Source organism: uncultured Adlercreutzia sp. (assembly GCA_910585575.1).
GTDB lineage: Bacteria > Actinomycetota > Coriobacteriia > Coriobacteriales > Eggerthellaceae > Adlercreutzia.
This window is the reverse complement of the sequence record CAJUFS010000024.1, coordinates 1-24,288: the sequence shown is the minus strand read 5'-3', so window position 1 is coordinate 24,288 and position 24,288 is coordinate 1. Positions and strand designations below refer to the sequence as shown.

At 60.8% G+C, this 24,288-nt stretch carries 21 protein-coding genes and 3 tRNA genes; 13 read left to right on the top strand and 11 right to left on the bottom strand.

Going from position 1 to position 24,288, the window contains the following annotated elements:
• Positions 1-62: 62 nt before the first annotated feature.
• From QZ307_RS04820 to QZ307_RS04810, 3 genes are all read left to right on the top strand, one after another.
• Positions 63-138: transfer RNA gene (locus tag QZ307_RS04820), tRNA-Arg, on the top strand.
• Between the two features lie 48 nt (positions 139-186).
• Complete coding sequence (locus QZ307_RS04815) at positions 187-486, top strand: nucleotidyltransferase family protein (RefSeq protein ID WP_295996636.1); 300 nt, start codon at positions 187-189, stop codon at positions 484-486.
• Positions 464-892 (top strand): HI0074 family nucleotidyltransferase substrate-binding subunit, encoded by a 429-nt coding sequence (locus QZ307_RS04810; RefSeq protein WP_295996633.1) that lies wholly within the window; start codon positions 464-466, stop codon positions 890-892. Before QZ307_RS04815 ends, QZ307_RS04810 begins: the two co-directional genes overlap by 23 nt.
• A 236-nt stretch (positions 893-1,128) precedes the next feature.
• Here QZ307_RS04810 and QZ307_RS04805 read toward each other — a convergent pair.
• The 3 genes from QZ307_RS04805 to QZ307_RS04795 all read right to left on the bottom strand — a co-directional run bounded on the left by QZ307_RS04805 (position 1,129) and on the right by QZ307_RS04795 (position 3,385).
• Positions 1,129-1,202 (bottom strand) — tRNA-Gly (locus QZ307_RS04805).
• Between the two features lie 88 nt (positions 1,203-1,290).
• Positions 1,291-2,055: a GTP pyrophosphokinase family protein gene (locus tag QZ307_RS04800; protein ID WP_295996630.1), complete on the bottom strand. Its 765-nt coding sequence runs from the start codon at positions 2,053-2,055 to the stop codon at positions 1,291-1,293.
• 91 nt (positions 2,056-2,146) lie between these two features.
• Positions 2,147-3,385 carry an MFS transporter gene (locus QZ307_RS04795; protein ID WP_295996627.1) on the bottom strand — a complete coding sequence of 413 codons (1,239 nt, stop codon included), beginning with the start codon at positions 3,383-3,385 and terminating at the stop codon, positions 2,147-2,149.
• Positions 3,386-3,500: 115 nt separating this feature from the next.
• Here QZ307_RS04795 and QZ307_RS04790 point away from each other — a divergent pair, with 115 nt between their 5' ends.
• Positions 3,501-4,376 carry a LysR family transcriptional regulator gene (locus QZ307_RS04790; protein WP_295996624.1) on the top strand — a complete coding sequence of 292 codons (876 nt, stop codon included), beginning with the start codon at positions 3,501-3,503 and terminating at the stop codon, positions 4,374-4,376.
• Between the two features lie 23 nt (positions 4,377-4,399).
• On the opposite strand, the gene QZ307_RS04785 is transcribed toward QZ307_RS04790, so the two are convergent.
• A complete protein-coding gene (locus QZ307_RS04785) occupies positions 4,400-4,606 on the bottom strand; it encodes a hypothetical protein (protein WP_295996622.1) in 207 nt (68 codons plus the stop codon).
• Positions 4,607-4,722: 116 nt separating this feature from the next.
• On the opposite strand from QZ307_RS04785, the gene QZ307_RS04780 reads away from it, so the two are divergent.
• The gene (locus tag QZ307_RS04780; protein ID WP_295996619.1) at positions 4,723-5,508 is read left to right on the top strand and encodes an aminoglycoside 3'-phosphotransferase; all 786 of its coding nucleotides are present in this window, start codon (positions 4,723-4,725) and stop codon (positions 5,506-5,508) included.
• A gap of 58 nt (positions 5,509-5,566) precedes the next feature.
• On the opposite strand, the gene QZ307_RS04775 is transcribed toward QZ307_RS04780, so the two are convergent.
• Both QZ307_RS04775 and QZ307_RS04770 read right to left on the bottom strand, forming a co-directional pair.
• On the bottom strand, positions 5,567-6,484 hold the full coding sequence (locus tag QZ307_RS04775; RefSeq protein ID WP_295996617.1) for a DMT family transporter: 918 nt from the start codon (positions 6,482-6,484) through the stop codon (positions 5,567-5,569).
• A 113-nt stretch (positions 6,485-6,597) separates the two neighbouring features.
• A complete protein-coding gene (locus QZ307_RS04770) occupies positions 6,598-7,566 on the bottom strand; it encodes a LuxR C-terminal-related transcriptional regulator (protein ID WP_295996615.1) in 969 nt (322 codons plus the stop codon).
• A gap of 309 nt (positions 7,567-7,875) precedes the next feature.
• Between QZ307_RS04770 and QZ307_RS04765 the strand changes: the two genes are divergently transcribed.
• From QZ307_RS04765 to QZ307_RS04740, 6 genes are all read left to right on the top strand, one after another.
• Complete coding sequence (locus QZ307_RS04765) at positions 7,876-9,123, top strand: agmatine/peptidylarginine deiminase (RefSeq protein WP_295996612.1); 1,248 nt, start codon at positions 7,876-7,878, stop codon at positions 9,121-9,123.
• Positions 9,124-9,163: 40 nt separating this feature from the next.
• On the top strand, positions 9,164-10,216 hold the full coding sequence (locus QZ307_RS04760; protein WP_295996609.1) for an ornithine carbamoyltransferase: 1,053 nt from the start codon (positions 9,164-9,166) through the stop codon (positions 10,214-10,216).
• Between the two features lie 76 nt (positions 10,217-10,292).
• Positions 10,293-11,573 (top strand): MFS transporter, encoded by a 1,281-nt coding sequence (locus QZ307_RS04755; RefSeq protein WP_295996606.1) that lies wholly within the window; start codon positions 10,293-10,295, stop codon positions 11,571-11,573.
• A gap of 106 nt (positions 11,574-11,679) precedes the next feature.
• Complete coding sequence (arcC, locus tag QZ307_RS04750; protein ID WP_295996603.1) at positions 11,680-12,627, top strand: carbamate kinase; 948 nt, start codon at positions 11,680-11,682, stop codon at positions 12,625-12,627.
• A gap of 150 nt (positions 12,628-12,777) precedes the next feature.
• On the top strand, positions 12,778-14,208 hold the full coding sequence (locus QZ307_RS04745; RefSeq protein WP_295996600.1) for an ATP-binding protein: 1,431 nt from the start codon (positions 12,778-12,780) through the stop codon (positions 14,206-14,208).
• Positions 14,209-14,278: 70 nt separating this feature from the next.
• Complete coding sequence (locus QZ307_RS04740) at positions 14,279-14,791, top strand: GNAT family N-acetyltransferase (RefSeq protein ID WP_295996597.1); 513 nt, start codon at positions 14,279-14,281, stop codon at positions 14,789-14,791.
• Here the strand turns inward: QZ307_RS04740 and QZ307_RS04735 are convergent.
• From QZ307_RS04735 to QZ307_RS04725, 3 genes are all read right to left on the bottom strand, one after another.
• Positions 14,788-15,834, bottom strand: coding sequence for a hypothetical protein (locus tag QZ307_RS04735; protein WP_295996592.1), 1,047 nt, complete (start codon positions 15,832-15,834; stop codon positions 14,788-14,790). The genes QZ307_RS04740 and QZ307_RS04735 overlap by 4 nt on opposite strands.
• A gap of 252 nt (positions 15,835-16,086) precedes the next feature.
• Positions 16,087-17,646, bottom strand: a complete 1,560-nt coding sequence (locus QZ307_RS04730; protein WP_295996589.1) for a flavocytochrome c — start codon at positions 17,644-17,646, stop codon at positions 16,087-16,089.
• 153 nt (positions 17,647-17,799) lie between these two features.
• Positions 17,800-19,266, bottom strand: a complete 1,467-nt coding sequence (locus tag QZ307_RS04725) for a LuxR family transcriptional regulator (protein WP_295996587.1) — start codon at positions 19,264-19,266, stop codon at positions 17,800-17,802.
• A gap of 168 nt (positions 19,267-19,434) precedes the next feature.
• Between QZ307_RS04725 and cimA the strand changes: the two genes are divergently transcribed.
• Positions 19,435-21,021, top strand: a complete 1,587-nt coding sequence (gene cimA, locus QZ307_RS04720) for a citramalate synthase (protein ID WP_295996585.1) — start codon at positions 19,435-19,437, stop codon at positions 21,019-21,021.
• A gap of 71 nt (positions 21,022-21,092) precedes the next feature.
• Here cimA and QZ307_RS04715 read toward each other — a convergent pair whose 3' ends face one another.
• Together QZ307_RS04715 and QZ307_RS04710 are read right to left on the bottom strand one after the other, a co-directional pair.
• Entirely contained in the window at positions 21,093-22,154 is a 1,062-nt protein-coding gene (locus tag QZ307_RS04715; protein WP_295996583.1) for a DUF3810 domain-containing protein, read from the bottom strand.
• Between the two features lie 274 nt (positions 22,155-22,428).
• A tRNA-Pro gene (locus QZ307_RS04710) sits at positions 22,429-22,505 on the bottom strand.
• Between the two features lie 422 nt (positions 22,506-22,927).
• Here QZ307_RS04710 and arcA point away from each other — a divergent pair.
• Positions 22,928-24,151 carry an arginine deiminase gene (gene arcA, locus QZ307_RS04705; protein WP_295996580.1) on the top strand — a complete coding sequence of 408 codons (1,224 nt, stop codon included), beginning with the start codon at positions 22,928-22,930 and terminating at the stop codon, positions 24,149-24,151.
• The last annotated feature ends 137 nt before the right edge of the window (positions 24,152-24,288 follow it).

The following is a 24,288-nucleotide window of genomic DNA, read 5'->3' as shown; positions in this document are numbered from 1 at the left end:
GGCAAGCGCGGTCGGCGGCGAATGCGCTATAATGGCAAACCGTCGAGACGGCTCGACCTTAAGCGCCCATGGCTCAACGGATAGAGCATCGGACTTCTAATCCGACGGTTGCAGGTTCGATTCCTGCTGGGCGCACCAGAAAAGTGCTGAGCCGGGCAAAGGCCCGGCTCCTTTTATAGGAGTGCTTTGTACGAATATTGGGACATAGCATCGCAGCCATCCAAAGTGCTCACCACGGCAGATGAGACGATCGGCGCCATCGCGTCTATCTGCCAGCGCGCCCATGCCAAAGCGTGGTTGTTTGGTTCTCATGCTAAAGGAAGCGCGCATTTTGGCAGCGATATCGATGTCGCAGTGCTTGGCGATGACTTTGACTCCATCGAAGAGAGCGTCGAGGCTCTTGACACGGTCTTTCTCGTTGACCTTGTTGATTTAAGCTTGCCCTATAAGAAAGGAATTGAGGATGCCTGGATTAGCATTGCGTGATCGATACGACTCCTTTCTGCGGCTACTGGAGGATACGCAAGAGTTTATCGGGCAAATGCCCGAGTATCGCAAGCGCGATGGCGCGGCGATTATTTATGCCTTCAATAGCCTGTTCGACATTTCGTGGAAGCTTATGAAAGACTCCCTCTCGGAGTTCTATGGTTTGAGCGAGATCAAGCCTTCTCCCCGCGATATTATCAAACAGGCGGGCTCGGTGGGACTTATCGACGATCAGGAGCTGTGGCTCGCGATGCTTCGCAATCGCAACCTCAGTACGCATGATTACATGAGTACTGATCATGAGCATTACTGCAAGCTCATTGAGGACGAGTACGTTCCGCTGATGGAGAAGTTGAAAGAGACGGCAGCTGCTCAGTTGCAGGAAATGGAAGAAGAACAAGCCTAGCAAAAACGGCCCCGCGCGTGCGGGGCCGTGGTGTTTCGTGGAGCGGGTGACGGGAATCCCGCGTCCGCCTACGGCGAACGCTCATAGCCCTGCGGGCGCTTCGCGTCCTCGGGCCAAAGCCCTACAAACGCATCACTGATGCGTTTGCTTAACGGGCTTTCGCCTCTCGGTTCGATTCCTTACATGGCCTTGAAACGTAAACAACTCCGCCTGATAGACGGAGTTGCGAGGTTTTCTGGAGCGGGTGACGGGAATCGAACCCGCGTTATCAGCTTGGAAGGCTGGAGTTCTACCATTGAACTACACCCGCGAAATGCAGCCTGAACAGTATAGCGCATCGCGCCCGCATCACAGTAAGAAAACAGAACTACGTTGCGGAGCGCCCCGGATGAGACGGCCTACCCCTCTTCCATTCCGTCTAGGTAGTTGCGCAGGGCTTGCATGCGGGCGTCCATGTTGGCAGATACCTCGGCCAGGTCAGCTAGCTCGGCGGCTACGGCGGCGGCCGTTTCCTCGTCGAGGTCCTTCTTGTAGCGCAGCTGGTGCTCCAGCGATGCCCAGAAGTTCATGGAGATGGTGCGCAGCTGCACCTCCACTTTCACCAGGCGCTTCTCCTTTTGGAGGAAGATGGGGGTCTCGATGATGAGGTGCAGGCTGCGATATCCGCTCGGCTTGGGATTCGCCACATAGTCGCGCCGCTCGATAAGCGTCACGTCGTCTTGGGCCAGCAGGGCTTCGGCCAGGGTGAACATGTCCTCGGGGAAGGTGCACACCACGCGCACGCCGGCCACGTCGTAGATGTTGCGTTCCACCGACTCCACTGACAGTGGGAATCCCTTGCGCACCAGCTTCTTCGCCAGACTGTCGGTGCTCTTCAGGCGCGTTTTGATGGACTCGATGGGGTTGCGGTCGTGCTGCAGGCCATATTCGGCGTCCAGTACGCGAAACTTCGTCTCCACCTCCATCATGGCGCATTCGTAGTAAGTCATGAGTCGCTGGTAGGGGCCGAAGTTTCGCTCCATCATCTGCGCGAACTCGTCGCTTTCGGCAAGCCGCGCCACCATCTGCGAGGCAATCTCCTCGCGATGGCGCCGCACCAAATCGAGCATAGGCGTGCTGTCGCTGAAACGAGTGCCTCCGAGGGCGTCATCAAGCAGGGCCATAGGTTCTCCTTCTCCGCGTTGCTTGAACCCATTAACGCACAGGACGGGAAGGGGTGGCGCAAACTCCTCGGTTTATGCGGAACCTGCCTTTCTATCGGTTCCGTATGTTCGCCGAGGCGAGGGCAGCCAGGGCGCACAGTGCGGCGTCCAGCACCCAGAGCACGGTGTAGCTGCCCGTGGCTCCCAGGAGCACACCGCCGAGCCATGCGCTGAGGAAGCCGCCGATCTGGTGTCCGAAGAACAGCACGCCGATGAGCGTGGCCGCCTCGGCCAGCGAGAACTGCTGGTTGACGAGGCCCGCCGTGGGGGACACGGTGGCATCGCCGGTGAGGCCAAGGCCAGTGCTGAACAAGATGGCCGTGGCGAGCGTCTTCGGCATGAGGAAGATGAACGCCAGCACCCACAGGGCTCGAAACCCGTAGTAGAACACAAGCAGCCGCCCCTTCGGCACCTTCACCGACAGCCAGCCGGACAGAAGCGCGCCGAAGATGGTGGCGATGCCGTAGAGCGAGAAGGCCCAGGAGGCGCTGGTGGCGGGGATGCCGTAGGAGAGATATTGGGAGAACAGATGGGACTCGATGATGACCATATGGAACCCGCAAGTGCTGAACCCGGCCACCAGCAATAGGAACGTTCGGTTGGAGAAGGCGCGGCGGAACAGGCCGGGGCTGGAAGGATCGGCAGTGCGGGGTGATTGCGAATCTTCTGGCGCATCACTTCTCCCGTCAGCGCTCGTCACCACGAAGGCGATGGGCACAAGCGCTGCCACGGGTACAAGCAGCGTGGTGAGGGCGAACGAGGTGCCGCCGGCATCCAGGAGCCCCTGGATGGTGGGGGAGAGGACGAAGGCGCCCAGGCCAGCGGCGGCGTTGAGCATGCCGGAGATCATCATGGCCCGCTCGGGCCCCACGCGGCGCATGGCCGAGCTGAGGATGAGCCCGAAGGCTAGGGCGCCGGCCCCCAGGCCGAACAAGAGCCCCAGCGAGCAGAAGAGGGCCCAGAAGCTGTGGGCAACGCTCATGCCCACTAGGCTGGCTGCCAGAAGAGCGGTGCCGCACAGCAGAACGAACCGATTGGAGCGCCGCGCCGCCAGCAGGCCGAAGGCTGGCTGGGCTGCACCGAACACCAGGTTCATGACGGCGATGCAGAAGCTCACGTCGGCGTAGGGCAGACCGCAGTGCTCGGAAAGCGGCGTGAGCAGAATGCCGATATCGCCTCGCAAGCCGGCGCCGACGCCGTAGAGCACGCAGGCAACCAGGCCGAAACCGATGGCGCCCGCCAGGCCCATCGACGCATTCTGGCGCTGCGGCGCACGCTGGTTTTCTCGCACGGGAACCTCCTTGGTCAACTTTCGGAGGTTAATTCTCTGAGATGCGATACCATAAGTAAAACGAAACTATCTTATGCGGTATTAAGATTTGCTAATAATGAGAGAAGGTTCACCGGTGGACACAAGAAAGTACGAGGCGCTCAAGCGCATTGTGGAGCGGGGGCAGTTCTCGAAGGCGGCGCAGGATCTGGGCTACACCCAGTCGGCACTCAGTCAGATGATGACCGGGCTGGAAGCGGAGCTCGGCCTGAAGCTTATCGACCGCACGCGCACGGGCAGCCGCCTTACGCTGGAGGGCCAGGAGTTGTTTCCCCTGATGGAGCAGGTGCTGAACGCCCAGCGCGCTGTGGCCGAGCGAGCGGCGGCCATCAACGGCCTGGAGACGGGCGTGGTGCGCATGGGCACCATTGCCAGCATCTCCGCCCATTGGCTGCCGAGCCTCATTCGCTCCTTTGAGGAGCAGCACCCGGACGTGCGCTTCGTCATCCATCAGGGCGATTACACCCTCATTCCCGAATGGATTCGCAGCGGTCTGGTGGATTTCGGCTTCGTGAATCCGGCGGCGGTCACGGGGCTGCAGACGCGCGTACTGAAGACCGGGGCCATGTCGGCGGTGCTGCCCGCCGGCCATCCGTTGGCACGGCGGCAGCGGGTGTCGCTGGAAGAACTGGCGCGCGAGCCGTTCATCTTATTGGAGGAGGGTGGCTACTACGAGCCCTTGGAGGCCTTTGCCGCCTGCGGTCTTGAGCCGCGGGTGAAGTTCACCATCCACGACGATTACTCCATCATGGCCATGGTGCACGAGGGCCTGGGTGTCACCGTGCTGGCCGACCTCATCATGGAGAAGTGTCCGTACCCCTTGGAGGTGCGCCCCACGGACCCACCAATCACCCGAACCCTGGCGCTGGCCTACAAGGACGAGGCCCGTCTCCCCATCGCCGCCAAGCGCTTCATGGCCCACATCGAGGCCGCAGCCGACACGCTGCCGTGAGACAACCAACCGTCTGACTTGTCTCATTGGGTCATGCGCTCCAGCTCGCGTGCTATCAGGTCGCGGGCGATGCCGAAGGCCTCGATACGCCGCGTTGCCAGGGTGATCTGCGACTTGTAGCGCGTCGGCTCGTCCTTGGCTTCCAGGGTCTTCTTCGTCTCGCGTAGTTTGTGCAGCGTGGAGTCGATCTGACGCAGTGCCTCGCTGAGTTCTTTATTGGTGTAGGACATGCCTGTCCCTTTCGTGCTGCCGGTGCGGATCAGGCTATTATAGGAAAATGCTCGAGCGCGGCAAAGGCGGTTAGGCGCGGGCGCAATAGAGGAGGCTCCATGCCTAGGGAGGGCGTATGCAAAAGCAGTTGTTAGCGGTTATTCCCGGCGAAGTGCCGTGGGAGGTACGTGAGCTGGTGGGCAACGCTCCCGTGTGGGACAGCTCTTGCTCGCCCGAGGCCCGTGTCTACTACGTGGAGCGCACAGGCGGCTGCTATGTGAAGCGCGCTGCGAGGGGTTCGCTGGCGCGCGAGGCGGTCATGACACGCTATTTTCACGAATTGGGCCTCGGCGCCGAAGTGTTGCTGTATTTTTCGGGCGAGGATGATTGGCTGGTTACGGCGGCCGTGCCGGGGGAAGACGGGGTAAGCGATACGCATTTGGCCGACCCGCAGCAGCTGTGCGACGTGACGGCTACGGCGTTGCGGGCGCTCCACGAATGCGACTTCGCCTCATGTCCTGTGCAAGACCGTACAGCCGAATACCTTGCTTTTGCCGAAGAAGGCTATCGTGCGGGCCGCTTCGACGTCTCGCTCTTCACGGGAGGTTTCGCTTTCTCCTCAGCTAAGGAGGCGCATGACGTGCTGGAAGAGGGAAAAGGCGAGCTGCGGAGCCGTGTGCTGCTGCACGGCGACTACTGTCTGCCGAACATCATGCTGAACGCATGGAGGGTGTCCGGTTTCATCGATGTAGGCTGCGGGGGCGTGGGAGACCGCCACATCGATCTGTTCTGGGGCGTTTGGACCTTTGCCTTCAATCTGAAAACCGATCGCTACCACGCTCGTTTCCTCGATGCCTACGGAAGAGACAAGGTAAACGAGGAGCTACTGCGTGTCGTAGCCGCCGCCGAGGTGTTCGGCTAAGCGCACCAGGCCTCCGTCGCTGTGGTTCGTCATCTGACGGGCGCTGGGATGAGACAAGTCAGACGGTTGGCCGTCTCACGGATGCCCCTTTCGTTTTCTTGCTTTGTGAAAGTGCCAGGCCGACGATGGTGAGGGCGATACCGCTGACGATAAGAGCGTTCAGCGGCTCGCTGAGGATGAGAATCGAGGCGGTGGCGGTGATGGCGGGCACCAGGTAGATGTAGGCCGTTGTGGTGGTGGCGCCCAGGTGCTTGACGGCTACGCCCCAGGTGACGAAGCAGGCCGCCGAGGCCACCGCGCCCAGGAACAGCAGGTTCGCCGTGTTGACGGGGTTGGCGAAGCTGCTTGCGGCGGGGACACTGCCGCCGAACAGCAACGTGACGGGCACGATGAAGACGAGGCCCCAGAGGAAAATGCGCTTGGTGGCCGCTACGGTCTCATAGCCCAGATCGCCAATGCGCTTGACCAGCAACGAATAGATGGCCCACACCACGGCCGCGCCTAAGGCAAGCAAGTAACCCAGCAGGCTCGCGGTGTCCCAGGAAAGCAGCGTTGTGGTGCCCGTGCTGCCAAGACCCACAACGACGAGTCCTGCCATGGCCACGACGAAACCGAGAAAGAATCGGGCGCTTAGAGCGGAGCGATCGCCGAGAACGGCCTGGAACAGTGCGGTGAACAGGGGAGCGGCGGCCACGATGACGCCTACGGCGGTAGCTGTGGCCCACTGCAGGGCAATATTCTCCATGAGGAAGTAGGCCGCTACGCCCGTGGCGCCTGCAGTCACGAAAAGCACCTCATGCCGCCGCTCCTTCAGCGCGAGGATACGGGGTCGCAGCACGCAAAGACCCAGAAAACCCACGGCGAAGCGCAGCAGCAGAATCCAGAAGGGCGAGAAGTCCACGAGAAGCACCTTCGTGGACACGAAGGTGATGCCCCACACGAACACCGTGAACAACGCAATCAGGTGGTACCGCACCGCTTCTCCGCTCCTTCTTTCCTTGGTGTGTCAGCCTACTTTATCGCATTCGCAGCGAGCGGTCTTGAACAGGATTGCGAGTGGGGGAGAGTGCGACAGAGCCAGACGCTTTCTCAGCGATCGGACCAGAATATCTGCAGCAACTCTTTACGGTTTGAAGACCCTGTCTTCTTGAAAATATGGTGAGTGTGGGTTTTTACGGTGCCGAGGGAAACCTGCAGACGGCGGGCAATGGAGGCGTTGTCTTCTCCGTCGATGAGATAGGCGAGGATTTCTTCCTCGCGACTTGTGAGGTCGTGCTTGCGGGCGAAATAGGGGAGAATATCGCGCATGTGAGCCTGCTGACGCTCTTCAACGGGCCGAGGTGCGTCTTCGCTTTTTAGCCGCAAGGACTGGATGGAAAGATAGGTGGTGTAGCCGATAATGCAAAGCACGAGCAGCGCCTCCATGGTGTTGCGGCGGTAGAGATAGGCCAGAATAAAATCATCGTCGAAAAGGCTGGGATTGACAAACAGCATCACCACGGTGTCTTCTGCGAGGGTAAAGAGCACCAGAGCAACGAACACGGCAAATACCAAGGCGTGGCTGCGGTACCGCGATTTGGTAGCTTCCGACGAGGCTTTAACGTAGCGATACGCGCAATAGGCTGCCACCCACAGGAAGAATAGCTGGCGTATGCTGTAGAACATCCATTTCTTGAGGCTGTCGCTTTCAAAGGGAAACACGGCGACCAGAATCGAGAGCACGATAAACGCGCCCGTAGGAACCCATCTCAAGTTTCCCTCGTTGCGGTGGAAGAACGACAAGCAGGCGAGCCAAAGACATTCACAAAGGACGGATCCGGCAATCAGATGAAGAAAGGGGTCTTCCAGCCCGCTGAAATTTTCAGCGTGGAACGAGAGGTTCTGGCCGAGAAACTCGTGGAAGAAAATAAGGCATTGCTCGATGGCGTAGCACAACGAGAATCCGGCAAGATAAAACAGCATCTTTCTTTGGGAAACGGCATAGGCTGAGAATCCGACGAAGGCGGCTCCGATGCAGACGCCAATCAAAATAATCGCAATGAGATAAGAAAGAGCCATGGTCGTTTCCTCTCGGCAGTCCTTTGGGTAAGGGCGATAGTTTGATTGTAAGATGAGGCGGCTTTTTTGCGGCAGAAAAGATGCTGGACTTCATATTTCTTCAGAAGCTGCCCCGAGGATTACCAGTTCATCGCTGAGTTTACGCGAGTTTATTTTGCAATTGTGAAAGTTTATCGGAAGTAGAAGCACGTCCTCAAGAAAAATCAACTCGGTTCTGTCTTCGCAAGCGTCATTTCCGCCTTTAGGGTGTGGGCCAGAGAGGCAGCCTCGGTGCCGCGGGGCTGCAAACCCAATCCCAAAGGAGGATGTATGAGCAGTGCGTTTCGCTATCCAGGGGAGTTCGAGCCGCAGACTGACGTGTTCGTCGAGTGGCTGCCGTACGGCGAACCCATTGAGGGCTACAACGCCCTGGCGCCGGTCACGGAGGTAGTGCGCAACTTGATGGAGCACGGCGACGTGCAGGTGCACATCAACTGCTGCCCCATGGTCGAGGGGCTGATGGAATCCTGTAAGCAGACCCTGGGTGCCGCAGGCCTTGATCTTGAGAAGATCGACTTCACGCAATTCAACGAGGACCCCAACTCGTTCTACTTCCGCGACAACGGCCCCAACGTCTTGGTGAACGACGAGGGCGAGACGCTGGTGGTGAACCCCAGCTGGAGCTTCTACGGTCGTTACCCCAAGAACGAGGGCCTGCGCGACTACTCCCGTCAGATCGGCGTGCAGTCAGCCATCGCCCTGGGCTGCTACGACGTGGTCAGCTCCGACATGGTGTCCGAGGGCGGTGACCGCGAGTTCAACGGTGCCGGCGTTCTCATTGCCATCGAGGACACGGAGGTGCGCAAGCGCAACCCGGAATACACCAAGGAGCAGATCGAGGAAGAGTACAAGCGCTTGTGGAACGTGGAGAAGATCATCTGGCTGCCCCAGCCGCTCTACGATGACGACGACTTCCGCGTGGCCCCGCTCGACTACGAAGCCGATGGCACCCCCATCGTGGGCGCCAGCTTCGCCGCCCATACCGACGAGATGTGCCGCTTCATTGACAAGAACAAGATCCTCCTGGCTGAGGTAACCGAGGAAGAGGCCGCCGAGAACCGCATCTCCGCCGAGAACAAGCGCCGCCTCGACGCCGCCTATGAGGTGCTGGCCGCTGCCACCGACGTGGACGGCAACCCCTTCGAGATCGTGCGCATTCCTGCGTCGGCCCACATCCAGTACATCCAGCGTCCCGGCGACGACCTGTACGACTACTACCACGAGCTGGTGGGTGATGCCTTTATGGACGGCACCCCCTGGCCCGAAGACGAGCTGCACCTGTTCGGCGCTACCAGCTACTGCAACTTCTTGGTGTGCAACGGCGTGGTGCTGGGCCAGCGCTATTGGCAGGAGGGTATGGACGAGGCCATCAAGGAGAAGGACGCCCAGGCCGAGGCCGCGCTGAAGGCCTGCTTCCCCGACCGCAAGGTGGTCATGATCGACTCCCTGGCACTGAACATGGCCGGCGGCGGCGTGCACTGCTGGACGAAGAACGTCTACGTGCCCGCCCGTGCCTAACCCCCCGCAACTGATCACTTTATCCTGAAAGGAAACTATCATGGGAAACCCGATTCTTGGTCGCGACTTCATCAACCTGCGTGACTTCACCCCCGACCAGTTCCGTTACCTGCTCGACCTGGCTCATGAGCTGAAGGCCGAGAAGCGCGCTGGTGTCGATCAGCGTCGTTTCGTGAACAAGGACGTCATCGCCCAATTCGAGTGGGGCTCCACCCGCACCCGCTGCGCCTTTGAGACCTCCTGCCATGATCTGGGCCTTGGCTTCACCTACCTCTCCAATTCCCACGTGGGCGTGCAGGAGACGGTGAAGGACACCATTCGCGTGTTCAACGAGATGTACGACGCCATCGTGTGGCGCTCCCAGGGCCCCGAGAAATTCATGTACAAGATTGCCGACTACGCCGACATCCCTGTCATCAACGCCCTGACCACCGAGGATCATCCCACTCAGATGCTGGCTGACGCCATGACGCTGGAGGAGTTGTGGGGAGGCCCCGGCTCCTGCAAGGGGAAGAAGCTCGCCTACACCGGCGCCTGCGCCATCTCGCCTTTGTGGTACGGCCGCATGTGCGCGCTGCTGGGCATGGACTGCTACGCCATCGGCCCCGACCTGTACGACCACAAGATGATCCCCGAGTACGTGGAGGAGCTGGAAGAGCTGTTCGCGAAGTGGGCGCCTAACAACAAGCTGGTCATTTCCGACGACGTGAACCTGCTGAAGGGCATGGATATCGTGACCACCGAGGAGTGGGAGTACACTACCTCCTCCACTGGCGACGACCACGGCTACGATGCCTGGATGTCCTACGCCAAGGACCTCATTCCCTATCGCCTGACCAGCGAGCTGATGGAAGTGGTGGATAACCCGAACGTGGTGGTGCTGCACATGCTGCCGTCGCTGCACAATGCCGATCACTCCCTGGGCCAGCAGCTGCTTGCCCAGGCCCCGGACGAGGAATCGCGCAAAATCATCACCGAGGGCATGGAGATTTCCGATGAGCTGTTCGAGAAGCACGCTAGCGAGATCTTCCGTGAGGCGGGCAACCGTCAGCACACCATCAAGGCCGTACTAGCCGCCACGATGGGCATCTAGCCGTTCGCTCTTCAGTCGCGGAGCCGCCGAGCCGCGTGGCGAGACGGTGGCTCCGCTTTTCCGAAAGGATGGTTCCATGGATACCAAGAAATCCAACGTGCGCGCCTGGCTCACCGTGCTGGGCTGCGGCATGCTCATCGCTGGCTCCGTAACGTTCTACACCGTGGTGATCGGCAACTTCTTCGTGCCTGCTTCTGAGGCGCTCGGTTCCGACTACGCCAGCATTTCGCTGTACTCCACGCTGGTCTACATCGGCATTGCCTGCGGTCTGCCCGTGGTGGGCAACTGGCTGCACAAGATTCCGCCCATTGGCATCGCGGGCTTTGCGGCCTTGCAGTCAGTGGTCGTGGCCATTCTCTCGTTTAGTCAGAGCGTGGTGTGGTGGTGGATCGGCGGCTTTCTGGTGGGCGTCGGCATGGCCTTTACCAGTATCGTGTTCATCTCTACGGTGCTGACCAACTGGTTTGCGAAAAAGACGGGCCTGGCCATCGGTCTGGCCTGGGCGCTGGCCAGTGTTGCTTCTGCCATTATGAGCCCGATCACCGTCGAGCTGATGAACGTCATGGATTGGCGCACCAGTCTGCTTATCTTTGCCGTTGTGGGTATTGCGATGGCGGTGCCGGCGGCGCTGTTTCTGGTGCCCTACAGCCCCGAGCGCAAGGGCCTGAAGCCCTATGGCTACGACCCTGCGGAACGCGGCGAGGTGGTTATGGAGTCGGGCGTGCCGGCCAAGCGCGCGGTGAAGTCGCTGGCCTTTGTGCTGGTGGCGCTCGCCCTGGCCCTGACCCAGATCGTTTCGGTCATCAACGCCTACTTCCCCATGTACGCGGAAAGCGTCGGGTTCGCTCCCACGGTGGGCGCGCTCATGATCTCAGTGGCCCTTATCTTCGACATCGGCCTGAACCCGCTGATCGGTTGGACGATCGACAAGTTCGGCGCCATCCGTGCCTTTGTTGCCTGGATGCTCGTGGGTATTCTGGCCATGGTGATCCTCATGGTCAGCGCGGGTAACACCATTCTGGCCTACCTGGGCGCCGGCCTGGGCGACACGCTGTACGTGCTGTTGGGCGTGGGCATTGCCAGCGTGGCCTCACAGGTGTTCGGCACGAAGGACTACGGCAAGATCTTCGCCTACATTACCGTGTTCGGCTTTGCGGCCGGCTCGGTGGGCGGCTTCATCATCGCGTCGCTGTACGAGATGACGGGCTCCTTCGAGGCCGTGTTCATGTTCTGCATCGGCACCATTGTGGTCATCATGCTGGCCGTGATCGGCGCGGGCGTTTTTGGCAAGAAACTGCCCCATGTTACCGAGGAGGCCGATCCCGAGGTGGAAGCGGAACTGGCTGCCGCTCGCTAAGTTGCTTTTCCCGGTGCGCTCCTTAACAGCGCGCGCATTCGTTCGCCCGCCGGTCCCTTGCAGCTGGCGGGCGAACCTCTTGTTGAACCAAGCAGAAAGGAATCCCATGGCAGAAAAAGTGGTTATCGCGCTGGGTGGTAACGCCTTGCAGTCCAAGGAGAGCGATGGTACGGCGGCCTCCCAGCTTGAAGTGGTGAAAAACACTGTCGAGATTCTCGCCGACTTGTCCGCTGCTGGCTACGAGATGGCTGTCGTGCACGGCAATGGTCCGCAGGTGGGTCGCATCCTGCTGTCCTCCGAGACGGCCAAGGACGTTGTGCCGCCCATGCCGCTGGAAGTGTGCGGCTCCATGAGTCAGGGCTACATTGGCTACCACATCCAGCAGGCGTTCGGTCATGAGCTGGCCAAGCATGGGGTAGATGTGCCGGTGGTGGCGCTGGTCACTCAGACCATTGTGGACGGCGCCGATCCCTCGTTCGCCCATCCCACCAAGCCCATCGGTCCCTTCTACGACGAGGGTGAGGCCAAGCAGCTGGAGGCCGAGCGCGGCTATGTCATGCAGGAGGACAAGGCCCGTGGCGGGTGGCGCCGTGTGGTGGCGAGCCCCAAGCCCCAAAAGATCGTCGAGATCGAGGCCGTGAAGCTGCTGTGGCCCCAGGCCATTGTCGTGTGTGTGGGCGGTGGTGGCATCCCGGTGGTGCAGAACCCCGACGGCTCGCTCGATGGCGTAGCCGCTGTCATCGACAAGGACTTCGGCGCTGAGCTTCTGGCCGAGGACGTAGCTGCCGATACGCTGCTCATCCTCACCGAGGTGGAGAAGGTGGCCGTGAACTTCGGCACGTCCGATCAGGTGGACCTCGACCATCTGTCGCTTGAGGAGGCTGCTCGCTACTGCGCCGAGGGCCAGTTCGGTAGCGGCTCCATGCAGCCGAAGGTGGAGGCTTGCATGAAGTTCGTCCGCGCCAACCCCGCCAAACGTGCCATTATTACGAGTCTCGGCAAGGCCAAGGAAGCCCTGGAGGGGAAGACCGGCACCCACTTCACTTACGCGTAAACCTCCGTCGCGTGTTTGAAGCGCCCGCCGGTCCCTTGCAGCTGGCGGGTGCTCTTTCTCTGCGCCCTCTGCCTTGTCCTCCTCGATGCAATTTTGTATAATTCTTTTTAGTATAAATACGAATATACAAAAATCCATAAGGAGTGGTGGATGACTTTTGTTGGACGAGAACACGAGCTCTCAACGCTGGAGAGGCTTTATACAGCAGGCTCCTTCCAGATGCCCGTTATTTACGGTCGACGACGGGTGGGAAAGACTTCTCTTATCACTCACTTTATCGAGGGGAAGCCTGCTGTTTATTTCTCCGCCCGAGAATCGACGGCGCGAGAGAACCTTGAGGCGCTCAGCGTTGCCATCGGGCGTCTTGAGCCGGATGGCCTCCTGAAGGCAAGCGATGCGCCTTCGCCGGTCTTTGCTACGTTCGAGCAGGCTTTCGAGTATGTGTTCGACCTCGCTGCCGAAAGGCGCATCGTGTTCGTCATTGACGAATATCCTTACCTGGCGGAAAGCGATCGATCCGTATCGTCCGTTCTGCAGCATCTCGTTGACGGCAGGAAGGAAAAAAGCAAACTCTTTCTGATCCTGTGCGGTTCTTCCATGAGCTTTATGGAACACCAAGTGCTGGGATACAAGAGCCCGCTGTACGGAAGGCGCACGGCTCAGATAAAGGTGGAACCCTTCGACATCCTTCAGGCATCACAGCTGCTTGCGGGCATAAAGGCGGAGAATCTGGTCACGTGGTATGGCATTGCGGGCGGCGTTCCTCTCTACCTGCAACAGATTGATCAGGAAAAGGGGATCGAAGAGAATCTTGCCCTTAATGTGTTCCAGCCTGACGCTTTTCTGTATGGGGAGCCCGATGCGTTCTTGCAGCAAGAGGTGCGGGAGCCTGCGCGCTATAATGCCATCATCCGCGCCATCGCCGAGGGAGAGGGTCGATTGTCGGACATAGCGAGTGTGTCGGGCATTGATCGAACTGCTGTGGCGACCTATCTGAAAAACCTGATTGAGTTGGGCATTGTGCGTCAAGAGCTTCCTGTTGTGGACGCCAACCGCAAAAAAATGCGCTATGCGCTCGCTGATAACCTCTTTCGCTTCTGGTATCGCTTCGTGCCACGCTATTTGACGCCGTTGCAAGCGGGTCGCGCTGCGGAGGTGGCTGAGCTTGTATGCGAGAATCACCTGTCTACGTTCACGGGGCCCGTGTTTGAAGAGGTGTGTCGACAGTGGCTTCTCGCTGGGGCGGGTCTGGAAGACACTCCCTTTATCTTGGATATCGGGCGCTGGTGGGGGACGGATCCACAGCGCAAGGAGCAGGCGGAGATCGATGTGGTGGCAACGCGCGATGACGGATCCCTCATCTGCGGAGAGTGCAAGTGGCAGAACAAACTTGTCGATGTCGACGTGCTTGAGACGTTAAGGCACCGCGCTGCCATCATCCAGGGTGACCGCGGCATTCAACTCTATCTGTTTGCTAAGAGGGGCTTCACCGACCGTTGCCGAGAAGCCGCAGAAGAGGTCGGGGCCACCTTGATCGCGCTGTCGGATATGGGACTGGAAGAGGCATCGATTGGTGAGTGAGGCATTTTGAGCCGGTCGCGCTCTTTCGTCGGTATGCTATAGTCCGCTGAAAAGAATCAAGGAGGGCGTTGTGGACATCATCGTTGCACGGCCGGAGCATGTGGAGGCTATGACGGCCATCACCGACCGGGCCAAGGCGAACATGGCGGCTATGGGCATCGATCAGTGGCAGGCTGGCTATCCCGATCGTGCCACGTGGGAAGCTGACGTGGCCGAGGGCATGGCCTACGTGGGGCTGGAAGGGGGCCGCGTCGTTGCGGTGTTCCGCTACAGCAATGCCCCCGAGGCGGCCTATGACACGCTGGAGGGGGAGTGGCTGACGGCCGGCCCCTACGCAACCATCCACCGCTGCGCCGTCGATCCGGACGAGCGTGGGCGCGGCCTTATCGCCGAGCTTTTCCAATTCGCCTGCGACAAGGCGGCTGCGGAGGGCATGACTTCGATGCGCATCGACACTCACGCCGACAATGCCCCCATGGGCCGCGCCGTGGAGAAGTTCGGCTTCACGTACTGCGGTGCCATCACGCTTACTGAAGGCCCCGAAGCCGGGGGTGCGCGCATCGCCTTCGAGAAAGTGCTCTAGGACGCATCCTCGAGGGACGTCTGCTCGTCAAATGCAGAAAGCGGAAGGCGGTAGACGTGCTTGCCTCCCGTCAGAGCGCCGATGCGGTAGCGGGTGCTGGCGGCCTCGAACGGCAGATACAGAGCGCCGTCGTGCAGGGTGATGCCCTCGCTCATGGGCGGTACGGTCCACGTGTCCACCAGGGTGCGATCGTCCAGATCATAGCGTGGCACGACGTGCCATTGAGCCAAGTAAGTGCCGTCGGCGGCCAGTGAGCGCGAGTCGTAGATGCGCAGGTGAGAGTTGACGAATCCTACGGAGCACGAGAAGACGAAGCGTCCGTCGGGCAGCGCCGCCATGCCCTGCACCTCTTTCGGCAACGCGTACACGGCGAAAGGCGCGGATGCAAACCCGCAGGGCTCTGCTTCGTCGCGGTGGAAGGCGTACATGACCGCCTTGTCCTGTTGGCCGTCGGGAGTGGTCACGTGCATGCGCCCCGGCGTGTTGAACAGCACGGGATAGTAATAGGCACCCAGATAGAGGATATCGTCGTAAATGCCCATGAAGGCCGGCGTCAGGTCGACGAAGCGATGGTCGACGGGACGAAGCTGCGCGTTGGGCTCGGCAGAGGCAAGATCGGCGGCCTCAAGGGCCATAAACCCGGTTGCCGTGGTGACCAGCACCCGCTGTCCGTCGGTGGCCACGGCCGCCCCGTGCCCGCAGTAAAGCGATCCGTCGGGCAGCTCAATGAAGACAGGGAAGGGATCCTTTCCCTTGGGGCACAGATACAGGGGCGAAGGGCCGCCTTTGCCGTTGTAGCCGCTGAAGACAAAACCGTCGCAGGAAGAAAGATAGTCGAGGTCCTGGGGCACGAAATTCTCTGCAAGGCCGGGCGCGTCGAAAGCCGCTTCGGCGGTTGCCAGAAAACGCGCGCAGCGATGGTGCACGTAGTGGCGGTATGCCGCGGCCGCTCCCAGGGGCGCAGCGGCTACGGTGCCTAAGGCGACCAGTGCTTTTTCCCAGGGACGTGAAGAGGAGGATCTGCGCGAAGAAGTGCCGTTCATGGAATACCGCCTTTGAAGAGGGGCACCGACTTGAGGGGGCGTCCCGGGCCAGGGTCGTAATTAGTTGACCCCTTCATTATCGTGCGATCGGCGAATTGGCGGCTGCGGAGCCACCGTCCTGTGAGTCTTCTGTTGTCCGCTTGAGGAAAACGATTGCGCCAAGAGTCGGAGTCCTGGAAAACGGCAAGCGCGCTTCTGCCAGGGTGCAAAAGCGCGCTCGAGCCGAGGGGGAGAGTTGGGTTGTCGGCCAGGTTAGGCCTCGGCCGTTTCGGCTGCAGCCTTCTGGCCAGCAATACGCCCGTTGACCAGGCAGTCGGTGGTGGCGCAAGAGCCCAAGCGGCAGGCGCCGTGAACGCCGCCCGCGGCCTCGCCGGCCGCAAAGAGCCCCGGAATGGGAGTGAGGTCCATATCCAGGACGCGGCAATCCAGATCGGTCTTCACGCCGCCCATGCAGTGGTGTACCTTCGGCCACAGGCGCACGCCGTAGTACGGTGCCTCGTCGATGGGCTGGGCGTCATCGGGGATGGGCTTCTCGAAATCCTCGTCCACCTTGCTGGCCACAAAGGAGTTGTAACGCTTGATCTCTTCCACTACGACGTCCACGGGCATCTCGTAGAAGGCAGCGGCCTCTTCCACGGAAGCGAACTCTTTGGTAATGCCGGCATCGATGGCATCCTGGAGCCCGTTGCCATAGAGCGCCTTCGCGCAGGTAATCTGGATGCAGGGCTCGCCCGTTTCAAGGATGGCGTCGGCATAGCGCTTGCGGTCCGTCAGCTCGTTGACGATGCGCTTACCCGTGGCCTTCGAGAGCGTGGGGGCGTAGCTGGCCTGGCCGTCGGTGTAAAAGGCCGCCACGCCATAGCCCTGCTCGTCGGGGCTCATGAACGGAAGAAGCTGGATCCAGTCCGTATGGACGGCCATGGCACCGGCCTTGATCGAGGCCTTGAGGGCCTCGGCGGTGGCGCCTTCCTGGTTCGTGCAGTCGACGGTTTCGTCCAGGCGCGGGTCTTGGGCCATGCGGAACTCCAGGTCGCGTCCGAAACCACCCGTTGCCAGAACGACGGCTTTCGTAGCGTGAATGCTGACGGCCGTCCCGCTCTCCACGTCGTTGTCCATGGCGCCGTCGCGCACAATGGCTCCGATCACACGTCCTTCACCGTTCTGCACCAGTTCGACAAGCATGCGCTCGGTTTCCACAGTAACGCCCATCTCGCCCAGGCGCTCCGACAGCGGGCCGGTTACATTGGAGCCGCCGCCAGCACCTTGGCAGATGGTGCGCATGATACTGTGGCCGCCATAGGGGTACAGGTAGGGCTCACCGTTCTCGTCCTGATCCCAGGTGGCGCCCATCTCGACGGACCACTCCCAGGTTTCGTTGGACTTTTCGGCAATGAGGCGGCACTTCTCTTCGTCGTTCAGGTACAAGCCCGCCACCAGCATATCGTTAACAAAGGCGTCGATGGAGTCGGTGATGCCCTCGCGCTCCTGCACCTTGGAGCCATAGACGGCCATGTCGCCGGCAGCAAAGGCCGAGTTGCCGCCCACGCGATTCGTCTTCTCGATGATCTTAACATCGGCGCCAGCTGTCTTGGCCTCGATGGCGGCGGCCAGTCCGGCATAGCCGCTGCCCACCACCAGCACCTCGCACTCCTCGTCCCAGTTCATATCCTGAGTGACTCCCGTCTGCGGCAGCTCGTCGGCACCCGATGCCTTCGGGGCGCAGCCGGCCAGACCCAGCGCAGTCAGGGCGCCGGCCATGGCGGTGCCCGTGATGAAGCGGCGGCGCGATACGTTCGTGGCGATCTCCCTCATAAGTTCCTCCTTGGTATGCATTGCTGAATTGCCTTGGTCGTTTCGACGTTTGCAGCATAGGAGGAAAGGATGCTTTGACGCACCCCGCCTGAAGAGGGAAAAGCCGAAACCCCCCTTGGGGTGGGGACGCTCATCTGGGGAAACGCGAGGCGCCTATGAGGCTTCCTTGGGAGTGAACAACTCGATGATCTCTTGTTTTGAGTGGACGCCGAGCTTGGCGTAGATGCTCTTCTGGTAGCTTTTGACCGTGTTGCGCGAAAGGAAAAGGGTCTCGCTGATGTAGGCCGCATCGCGTCCTTGGGCCAGAAGCTGAAGGATGTCGCTCTCGCGGTTGGTCAGGCCGTGCTCTGCTGCCAACTCCTCGGCAAGGTTCTTGCGATAGTCGCCGGACTCTTTGGTGAAGCGGCCGAGCTCCTCGTAGGCGGCCTGCATCTCCTTAAGAGCTCGGCGGCGCTCGTGGGTGTTGGCAAACCACACGGCCATGAAAATAAGGTAGAGCAAGAAAAAGGCCACGGTGGTGGTGCGGGCAATGTCCGTGCCGTCACCAACGTTAAAGAGCAGGGCGACGTTGAGGCCGATGAACAGGCCAAAGCGGGGAAGCGCGTAGGCCATGGCCATGGCGGCCAGCAGCTGCGTTCGCGCATGGGCGTAGGTGATGACCACCAGGTAAAACAGCGAGAGCATGACAAGCTTCCAACCCGCTGCGGCCACAATGTTCAGCGTGACCATGTAGTCGTTCGGCAAAAAGGGGATGAGCAGCATGCCGGAGGCCAAGAGTCCGAAAACCAGGTTGAAGAGAAACGTCGCCGAGGTACGCTTGGCTAGGGCGAAGTATCCCAGAAATACCAGCGCCGCCGCCAGGCCGCCTACTTGGGAGATACCGGCGGTTGCCTTAACGGAAGGCCCAATGCCGGCGGCCGTGGTATCGATGATGCCGTAAACCACCGAAAGGGCGAAGGTGCCGATAATGGACACCAGAAAGACGTTGAAGAAGTCGCGCTGTCCCGAAGCGGTAAGCGGGTCGGGTCCTGAGGCGGTGGTTTCGGGTGTCGCTTCGGAAGGGGAGTTCTGGAACGAGCGCTTCAGACACAGCGCCGAGAGAGCAAGGGCGATCAGCTGAACGGCCAGCAAAAGCGGGGGTGCTGCGAAGGACCAGGCCATGTCCAGGGCCATGCCCACGAGGGCCATGGTGCCGCAGCCGAGAGCGGTCTGCTTCGGCGAAAAGGAAGCCAGGGAGGCGAAGAAGAAGGGAGCCGTGAGACTCATACCGGCGCCCGCGCAGACGGCGGAGAAGAGAACAAAGGTAGGGCTCAGGGGCGTGACCGTATTGAAGAAAAGCACGACGATGCCCGCGGCCAAGGCGAGGTAGCCAAGGAGGAGACAGGCTTTTTGCGTGGCATTGCTCCAGTGGCGGACGAGCAGAAAGAAGAGGGCGGCGGCAGCGAGCATGGCCAGGTTGAGCACATTGTCGAAGCTCTGCACGGCTTCTTCGGCATGGCCAACCAGCCACGTTGAATAGAAGAAGGAAACACAGACGGCGTAGAAGAGCGAGAATCCTGCCGTGGTAACAAACAGGGCACGCTGCCCGGAAAGGCTCTGGTCGGTTTCTGCGGCTTTCATGGTCCCCTCCTGAAATGTCTCGAAAGGAATTATGCCATGAATGCCTGGATCTGACAGGGATAATCGCCTCGCTTGAGGCAGCAACGCTCCTCCTGTCAGGTAATCCGTTCGCTGGGCGCGGGAAACTTCTATAATGACGCCAGGAGAAATCAACGGAAGGAAGTCGCAATGGGCCAGCGCGTTTTCACCTATGACACCACGTTGCGGGATGGCGAGCAATGCGAGGGCGTGACGCTGTCGCTAGAGGACAAGCTGGCCATTGTGGCGCGGCTCGACGACTTCGGCATCGACATCATTGAGGGCGGCTTCCCGGGATCGAACCCCAAGGATGTGGCGTTCTTCCAACAGGTGACGGCCATGGACCTGCGCCATGCGCGCATTGCGGCTTTCGGCAGCACCTGCAAGAAGGGCGTGGCGCCAGCCGGCGATTCCGGTCTGGCCGACCTGCTTGCCTGTGGCGCGCCCGTGGTCACCATTGTGGGAAAAACCTGGGATGCCCAGGTGGAGCGCGCCCTGCGCACCTCGCTTGAGGAGAACCTGCGGATGATTGCCGAATCGGTGGCTTATTTGGCAGCCGCTGGCCGCGAGGTGGTGTTCGATGCCGAGCACTTTTTCGACGGCTATCGAGCCAATCCCGATTACGCTCTGGCCTGCGTGCGGGCCGCCGTGGAGGCGGGGGCCGCGTCGGTGGATCTGTGCGAAACCAACGGCGGCGCACTGCCGTTCCAGGTGGAAGAAACGGTACGCGAGGTAGTGGCCGCCTTTCCGCAGGCTCGCTTTGGAATCCACTGCCACAACGATTCCGGCTGCGCGGTGGCCAACACCCTGGCTGCGGTGCGCGGCGGCGCCACTCAGGTGCAGGGCACGGTGAACGGCATCGGTGAGCGCGTGGGCAATGCGGACCTCTGCACGGTCATCGCCGACTTGGAACTGAAGATGGGCGCGGAATGCGTCGGTGCGCATAGCCTGACGCAGCTTACGAGCCTTTCCCAGTATGTGGCCGAACTGTGCAACTTGTCCGTTTCGCCCCACCATCCCTATACGGGCGCCAGCGCCTTCGCCCACAAGGGCGGCCTGCACGCCAGCGCCATTGCCCGCTTCCCCGAGGCCTACGAGCATGTGAATCCGGCATCGGTGGGCAACGCCAATCGCATGCTGGTCAGCGAGCTGGCCGGTAAGGCGTCGCTTCTGGCCAAGGCCCGCAGCCTGGGATTCGACTTGGAGGGGGCCGGGGTGGACGTGCAGGCAGTGCTCGACGACATCAAAGAGCGCGAGGCCCACGGCTTTGCCTACGAGGTGGCCGACGGCTCGCTGGGTTTGCTCCTGCTGCGCCATCTGGGCCTGTATCGCCCGTCGTTCACGCTGGAAAGTTTCCGCGTGATTGTGGACGATCGGGAAGATACCGGCGCGCTGGCCAAAGACGCGCTGTCCGAGGCCACGGTGAAAATTCATGTGGGGCCGGAGCGCTTCGTGGCCACGGGTGAGAGCGCCGGTCCCGTGGGAGCGCTCGACGCGGCGCTGCGCATGGCCATCGCGGCATCGTATCCGCAGGTGGCAGCCATGGAGCTTATCGATTACAAGGTGCGTTTGCTGGACGAGAGTCAGGGCACCGACGCCATCACCCGCGTGACCATCACCACCACCAACGGCAGCGACACCTGGGGCAGCGTCGGCGTGTCGGAAAACGTCATCGAGGCCTCCTGGAACGCCCTGGTGGACGCTTTGGAGTACGGGCTGTATTTGGTGCAGGAGTAAGCGTTCGCAGGGCGGGGGCTGAACCGCGAGGGGAGTGCCGAAAGGGATCAAGCGGGCCCGGCTGACGGGGGTTACTGTTCCTCCCGTGCCTCGGCCAACAGCAGATCCACCATGCGGCCGTAGCTGCGGGTGCCGTCCTGCTGCTGGTTGGCCTTCAAGTAGGCGTTGTTGGCGGCGTTCGAGGCCTGGGCAACGGGGCCTTCGTATTTCCTCAGGAACTCGCTGCGGGCGAGACGGTCTTCCTTCACTGCCTCCGACAGCGTGTCGTTGACGGCCACCGCCTGGTCCCGATCCGCCCGCACCAGCGCCGAGATAGCGTAGTCGTAGGCCAGCGAGTAGCCGCTGTAACGGGTAAGGGGATCGGCGGCGTTCTTGCAGGCCAGATACCCGATGAAGTTGGCCTCGTCTTCGCGCATGAAGCCGCATTGGTGGGCCAGCTCGTGGCCCATGGTGGCGGGGATGGTGAAAAAGGGGCCGTCCACGTTGATGTTCGACTCGACGGTGAAGGGGAAGTACATCCCGGCAATGTCCAGGTAGCTGAGCGCTTCCGAGAACAGTACTGGCTTGGGCGGGGAGTACAGCGGCCGTTCGAGGGCCGGATAGGTCTGGGCCAGCGCTTCCATGTTGGCAGCCGCGGCTTGGGCGTAGGCTTCGAAGCCGCCCTGGCTGGCGGCGTAGTCGTCGGGACTGCCGTCGATTTCCGCTCGGGCCTCGTTGGTGTTGGCGGCCAGCGTCTCGCAGAGGGCGGTCAGCTCCTCGGTGGTGGACTCGCGCAGCTCGAACCCCGCATCTTCCGCAAAGGTGAGGCGGTAGTAGTTGAGGCCGCACATCAGGGCGAAGATGGTGAACCCGATCGACACCACGGCCAGCGCCGTGACCACCGCGCGCCACAGCACAAAGCGGCGTGCGCCTTTCTCCTTCACGAAGGCACGCCCGTACCACACCACAAAGCCTACGCAGAAGAGCAGAAACGCCACCACCACCCACTGGGCTACCGACCACGGCACCAGAGAGGGAAGAAAGCCCCAAGCCGAAGACAACCAGGGGTACAAGCCCCGACTGAACACGGCGTCGGTGACAGCGGGGCTAATCTGCGCCAGCCACGTCAGCACCAAGGCAACAACGCCTGGCACCAGCAACCACAATCTTTTGAGCTTCAGCTTTTCCATAGAAGACAGAGTAGAGCAGAAAGCCCCACAAATCCAAATACAATTAATAAACTTTTGTCGCACTGGTGAGCCCAAGGAAGTCAGCGAGGGTTCGACAGGTGCCTGGAATTGCCCCGCCTTTGCCCCAAGCGTACTTGGGTACGCGCCGTGGGCAAAACAAGGGGCAAGGCCAGGTGCCTGTCGGACCCGCAGCATCGGCGTGAACGACGTTGCGTCAGCAACGGCGGAACAAAAAAGATGGTCGGGACGACAGGATTCGAACCTGCGACATCCTGCTCCCAAAGCAGGCGCGCTACCAGACTGCGCCACGTCCCGACGCGAACGAAGAGTGCACGACGAGCCCGAAAGCGACTCGTGCGCGAAAACGGCAGACAAACGAAGGCGATGCGTGCCGCAGCCGTTGATTATAGCAGAGGTTTCGATGGTGAGAGCGGCTTTATTCCGTGGGCATTTCCAACGGAAGATATCATCGTTTACCAGCTTATATAACGAATACTTCTCGGCTCATTAAAAAGAAAACCTTTTTGCTTATATTTAAGTGACGAAACGGTGTCATCTCGATACCGTGCCGTCAAACAAAGCCTTCTTGACGGGTGTCGAACCCCATGATGTGGGATGTTTATCGCAGCCCAAACACAACAGACCACCTCACCGACTCCGGGTTTTCACTTCGAGGCGGCGGACGATCTTGTGTGGCTGGCAAAGTTTCTATCATCCGATTAGGATAGGAGAGCTTTATGCAAGGAGTAAACGTCAAAAGTGAGATCGGCGACCTCAAAAAGGTCATCCTTCATCGCCCCGGCGACGAGCTGCTGAACCTCACCCCGAACACCTTGGAAGAGCTGCTGTTCGACGACATCCCGTTCCTGCCTGTGGCCCAGGAGGAGCATGACACCTTCGCGAAGATTCTTCGCGGCGAGGGCGTCGAGGTGGTGTACCTCGAGGACCTCATGGCCGAGGTTATCGATGCTCATCCCGAGCTGCGCGAGAAGTTCCTGGATCAGTGGATCTTCGAGGCCGGCATCCGCACCGACACCTACAAGGACATCATCAAGGACTACATCAACTCCAACTACGCGGGCACCAAGGACATGGTCATGAAGACCATGGCCGGCATCAACCTGCAGGAGCTGCCCCAGCGCGACACCCACCTGCTGGTGGACATGGTGTCTGACCGCTGCAAGCTCGTGTGCGCCCCCATGCCGAACCTGTACTTCACCCGCGACCCGTTCGCGATGATCGGCAACGGCGTGTCCATCAACCGTATGTACAGCCAGACGCGCAACCGCGAGACCATCTACGGCGACTACATCTTCAAGTATCATCCGGACTTCCAGGGTACGCCGGAGTACTACCACCGCGATATGACCTTCCATATCGAGGGCGGCGACATCCTGAACATCAACGAGCACGTGCTGGCCATCGGCATCTCCCAGCGCACCGAGCCCGACGCCATCGATCAGCTGGCCCACAACGTCTTCAACGACGAGACGAGCACCATCGACACCATCCTTGCCTTCAACATCCCGGTGTCCCGCGCCTTCATGCACCTGGACACGGTGTTCACCCAGATCGACCGCGACAAGTTCACCATCCACCCCGGCATCATGGGCCCGCTGACGGTGTTCGAGATCACCCCGGACGGCAAGGGCGGCACCAAGATCCGCGAGCGCAACGAGGACCTCGAGAGCGTTCTGTCCGAGTACGTCGGCGAGAAGGTCACGCTGATCCCCTGCGGCGGCGGCGACCGCATCGCGGCCGAGCGCGAGCAGTGGAACGACGGCTCCAACACGCTGTGCGTGCGCCCCGGCACCGTGGTGGTGTACCAGCGCAACAACGTCACCAACGACATCCTGTACAAGTCGGGCATCAACGTGCTCGAGATGCCGTCGGCCGAGCTGTCCCGCGGCCGTGGTGGCCCGCGCTGCATGTCCATGCCGGCCTGGCGCGAGGCTATCTAAGCACGCAGCCTGACGCGGCTTGAGCGTTAGCACTTTCGGGCGGCCGGCATCCCGTCGGCCGCCCCACCTGATACGTTTTCACTGAAAGGAAACATTATGCCTGTGAATCTTTCCGGCAAGTCCTACCTCCGTCTTCT

Excerpts from the sequence above, each read along its gene's own strand:
- QZ307_RS04810 (WP_295996633.1), top strand. The coding sequence starts at position 464 with ATGCCTGGATTAGCATTGCGTGATCGATACGACTCCTTTCTGCGGCTA.
- QZ307_RS04800 (WP_295996630.1), bottom strand. The coding sequence starts at position 2,055 with ATGGCCCTGCTTGATGACGCCCTCGGAGGCACTCGTTTCAGCGACAGC.
- QZ307_RS04785 (WP_295996622.1), bottom strand. The coding sequence starts at position 4,606 with ATGTCCTACACCAATAAAGAACTCAGCGAGGCACTGCGTCAGATCGAC.
- QZ307_RS04780 (WP_295996619.1), top strand. The coding sequence starts at position 4,723 with ATGCAAAAGCAGTTGTTAGCGGTTATTCCCGGCGAAGTGCCGTGGGAG.
- QZ307_RS04770 (WP_295996615.1), bottom strand. The coding sequence starts at position 7,566 with ATGGCTCTTTCTTATCTCATTGCGATTATTTTGATTGGCGTCTGCATC.
- QZ307_RS04765 (WP_295996612.1), top strand. The coding sequence starts at position 7,876 with ATGAGCAGTGCGTTTCGCTATCCAGGGGAGTTCGAGCCGCAGACTGAC.
- QZ307_RS04760 (WP_295996609.1), top strand. The coding sequence starts at position 9,164 with ATGGGAAACCCGATTCTTGGTCGCGACTTCATCAACCTGCGTGACTTC.
- QZ307_RS04755 (WP_295996606.1), top strand. The coding sequence starts at position 10,293 with ATGGATACCAAGAAATCCAACGTGCGCGCCTGGCTCACCGTGCTGGGC.
- arcC (WP_295996603.1), top strand. The coding sequence starts at position 11,680 with ATGGCAGAAAAAGTGGTTATCGCGCTGGGTGGTAACGCCTTGCAGTCC.
- QZ307_RS04745 (WP_295996600.1), top strand. The coding sequence starts at position 12,778 with ATGACTTTTGTTGGACGAGAACACGAGCTCTCAACGCTGGAGAGGCTT.
- QZ307_RS04735 (WP_295996592.1), bottom strand. The coding sequence starts at position 15,834 with ATGAACGGCACTTCTTCGCGCAGATCCTCCTCTTCACGTCCCTGGGAA.
- QZ307_RS04730 (WP_295996589.1), bottom strand. The coding sequence starts at position 17,646 with ATGAGGGAGATCGCCACGAACGTATCGCGCCGCCGCTTCATCACGGGC.
- QZ307_RS04725 (WP_295996587.1), bottom strand. The coding sequence starts at position 19,266 with ATGAAAGCCGCAGAAACCGACCAGAGCCTTTCCGGGCAGCGTGCCCTG.
- cimA (WP_295996585.1), top strand. The coding sequence starts at position 19,435 with ATGGGCCAGCGCGTTTTCACCTATGACACCACGTTGCGGGATGGCGAG.
- arcA (WP_295996580.1), top strand. The coding sequence starts at position 22,928 with ATGCAAGGAGTAAACGTCAAAAGTGAGATCGGCGACCTCAAAAAGGTC.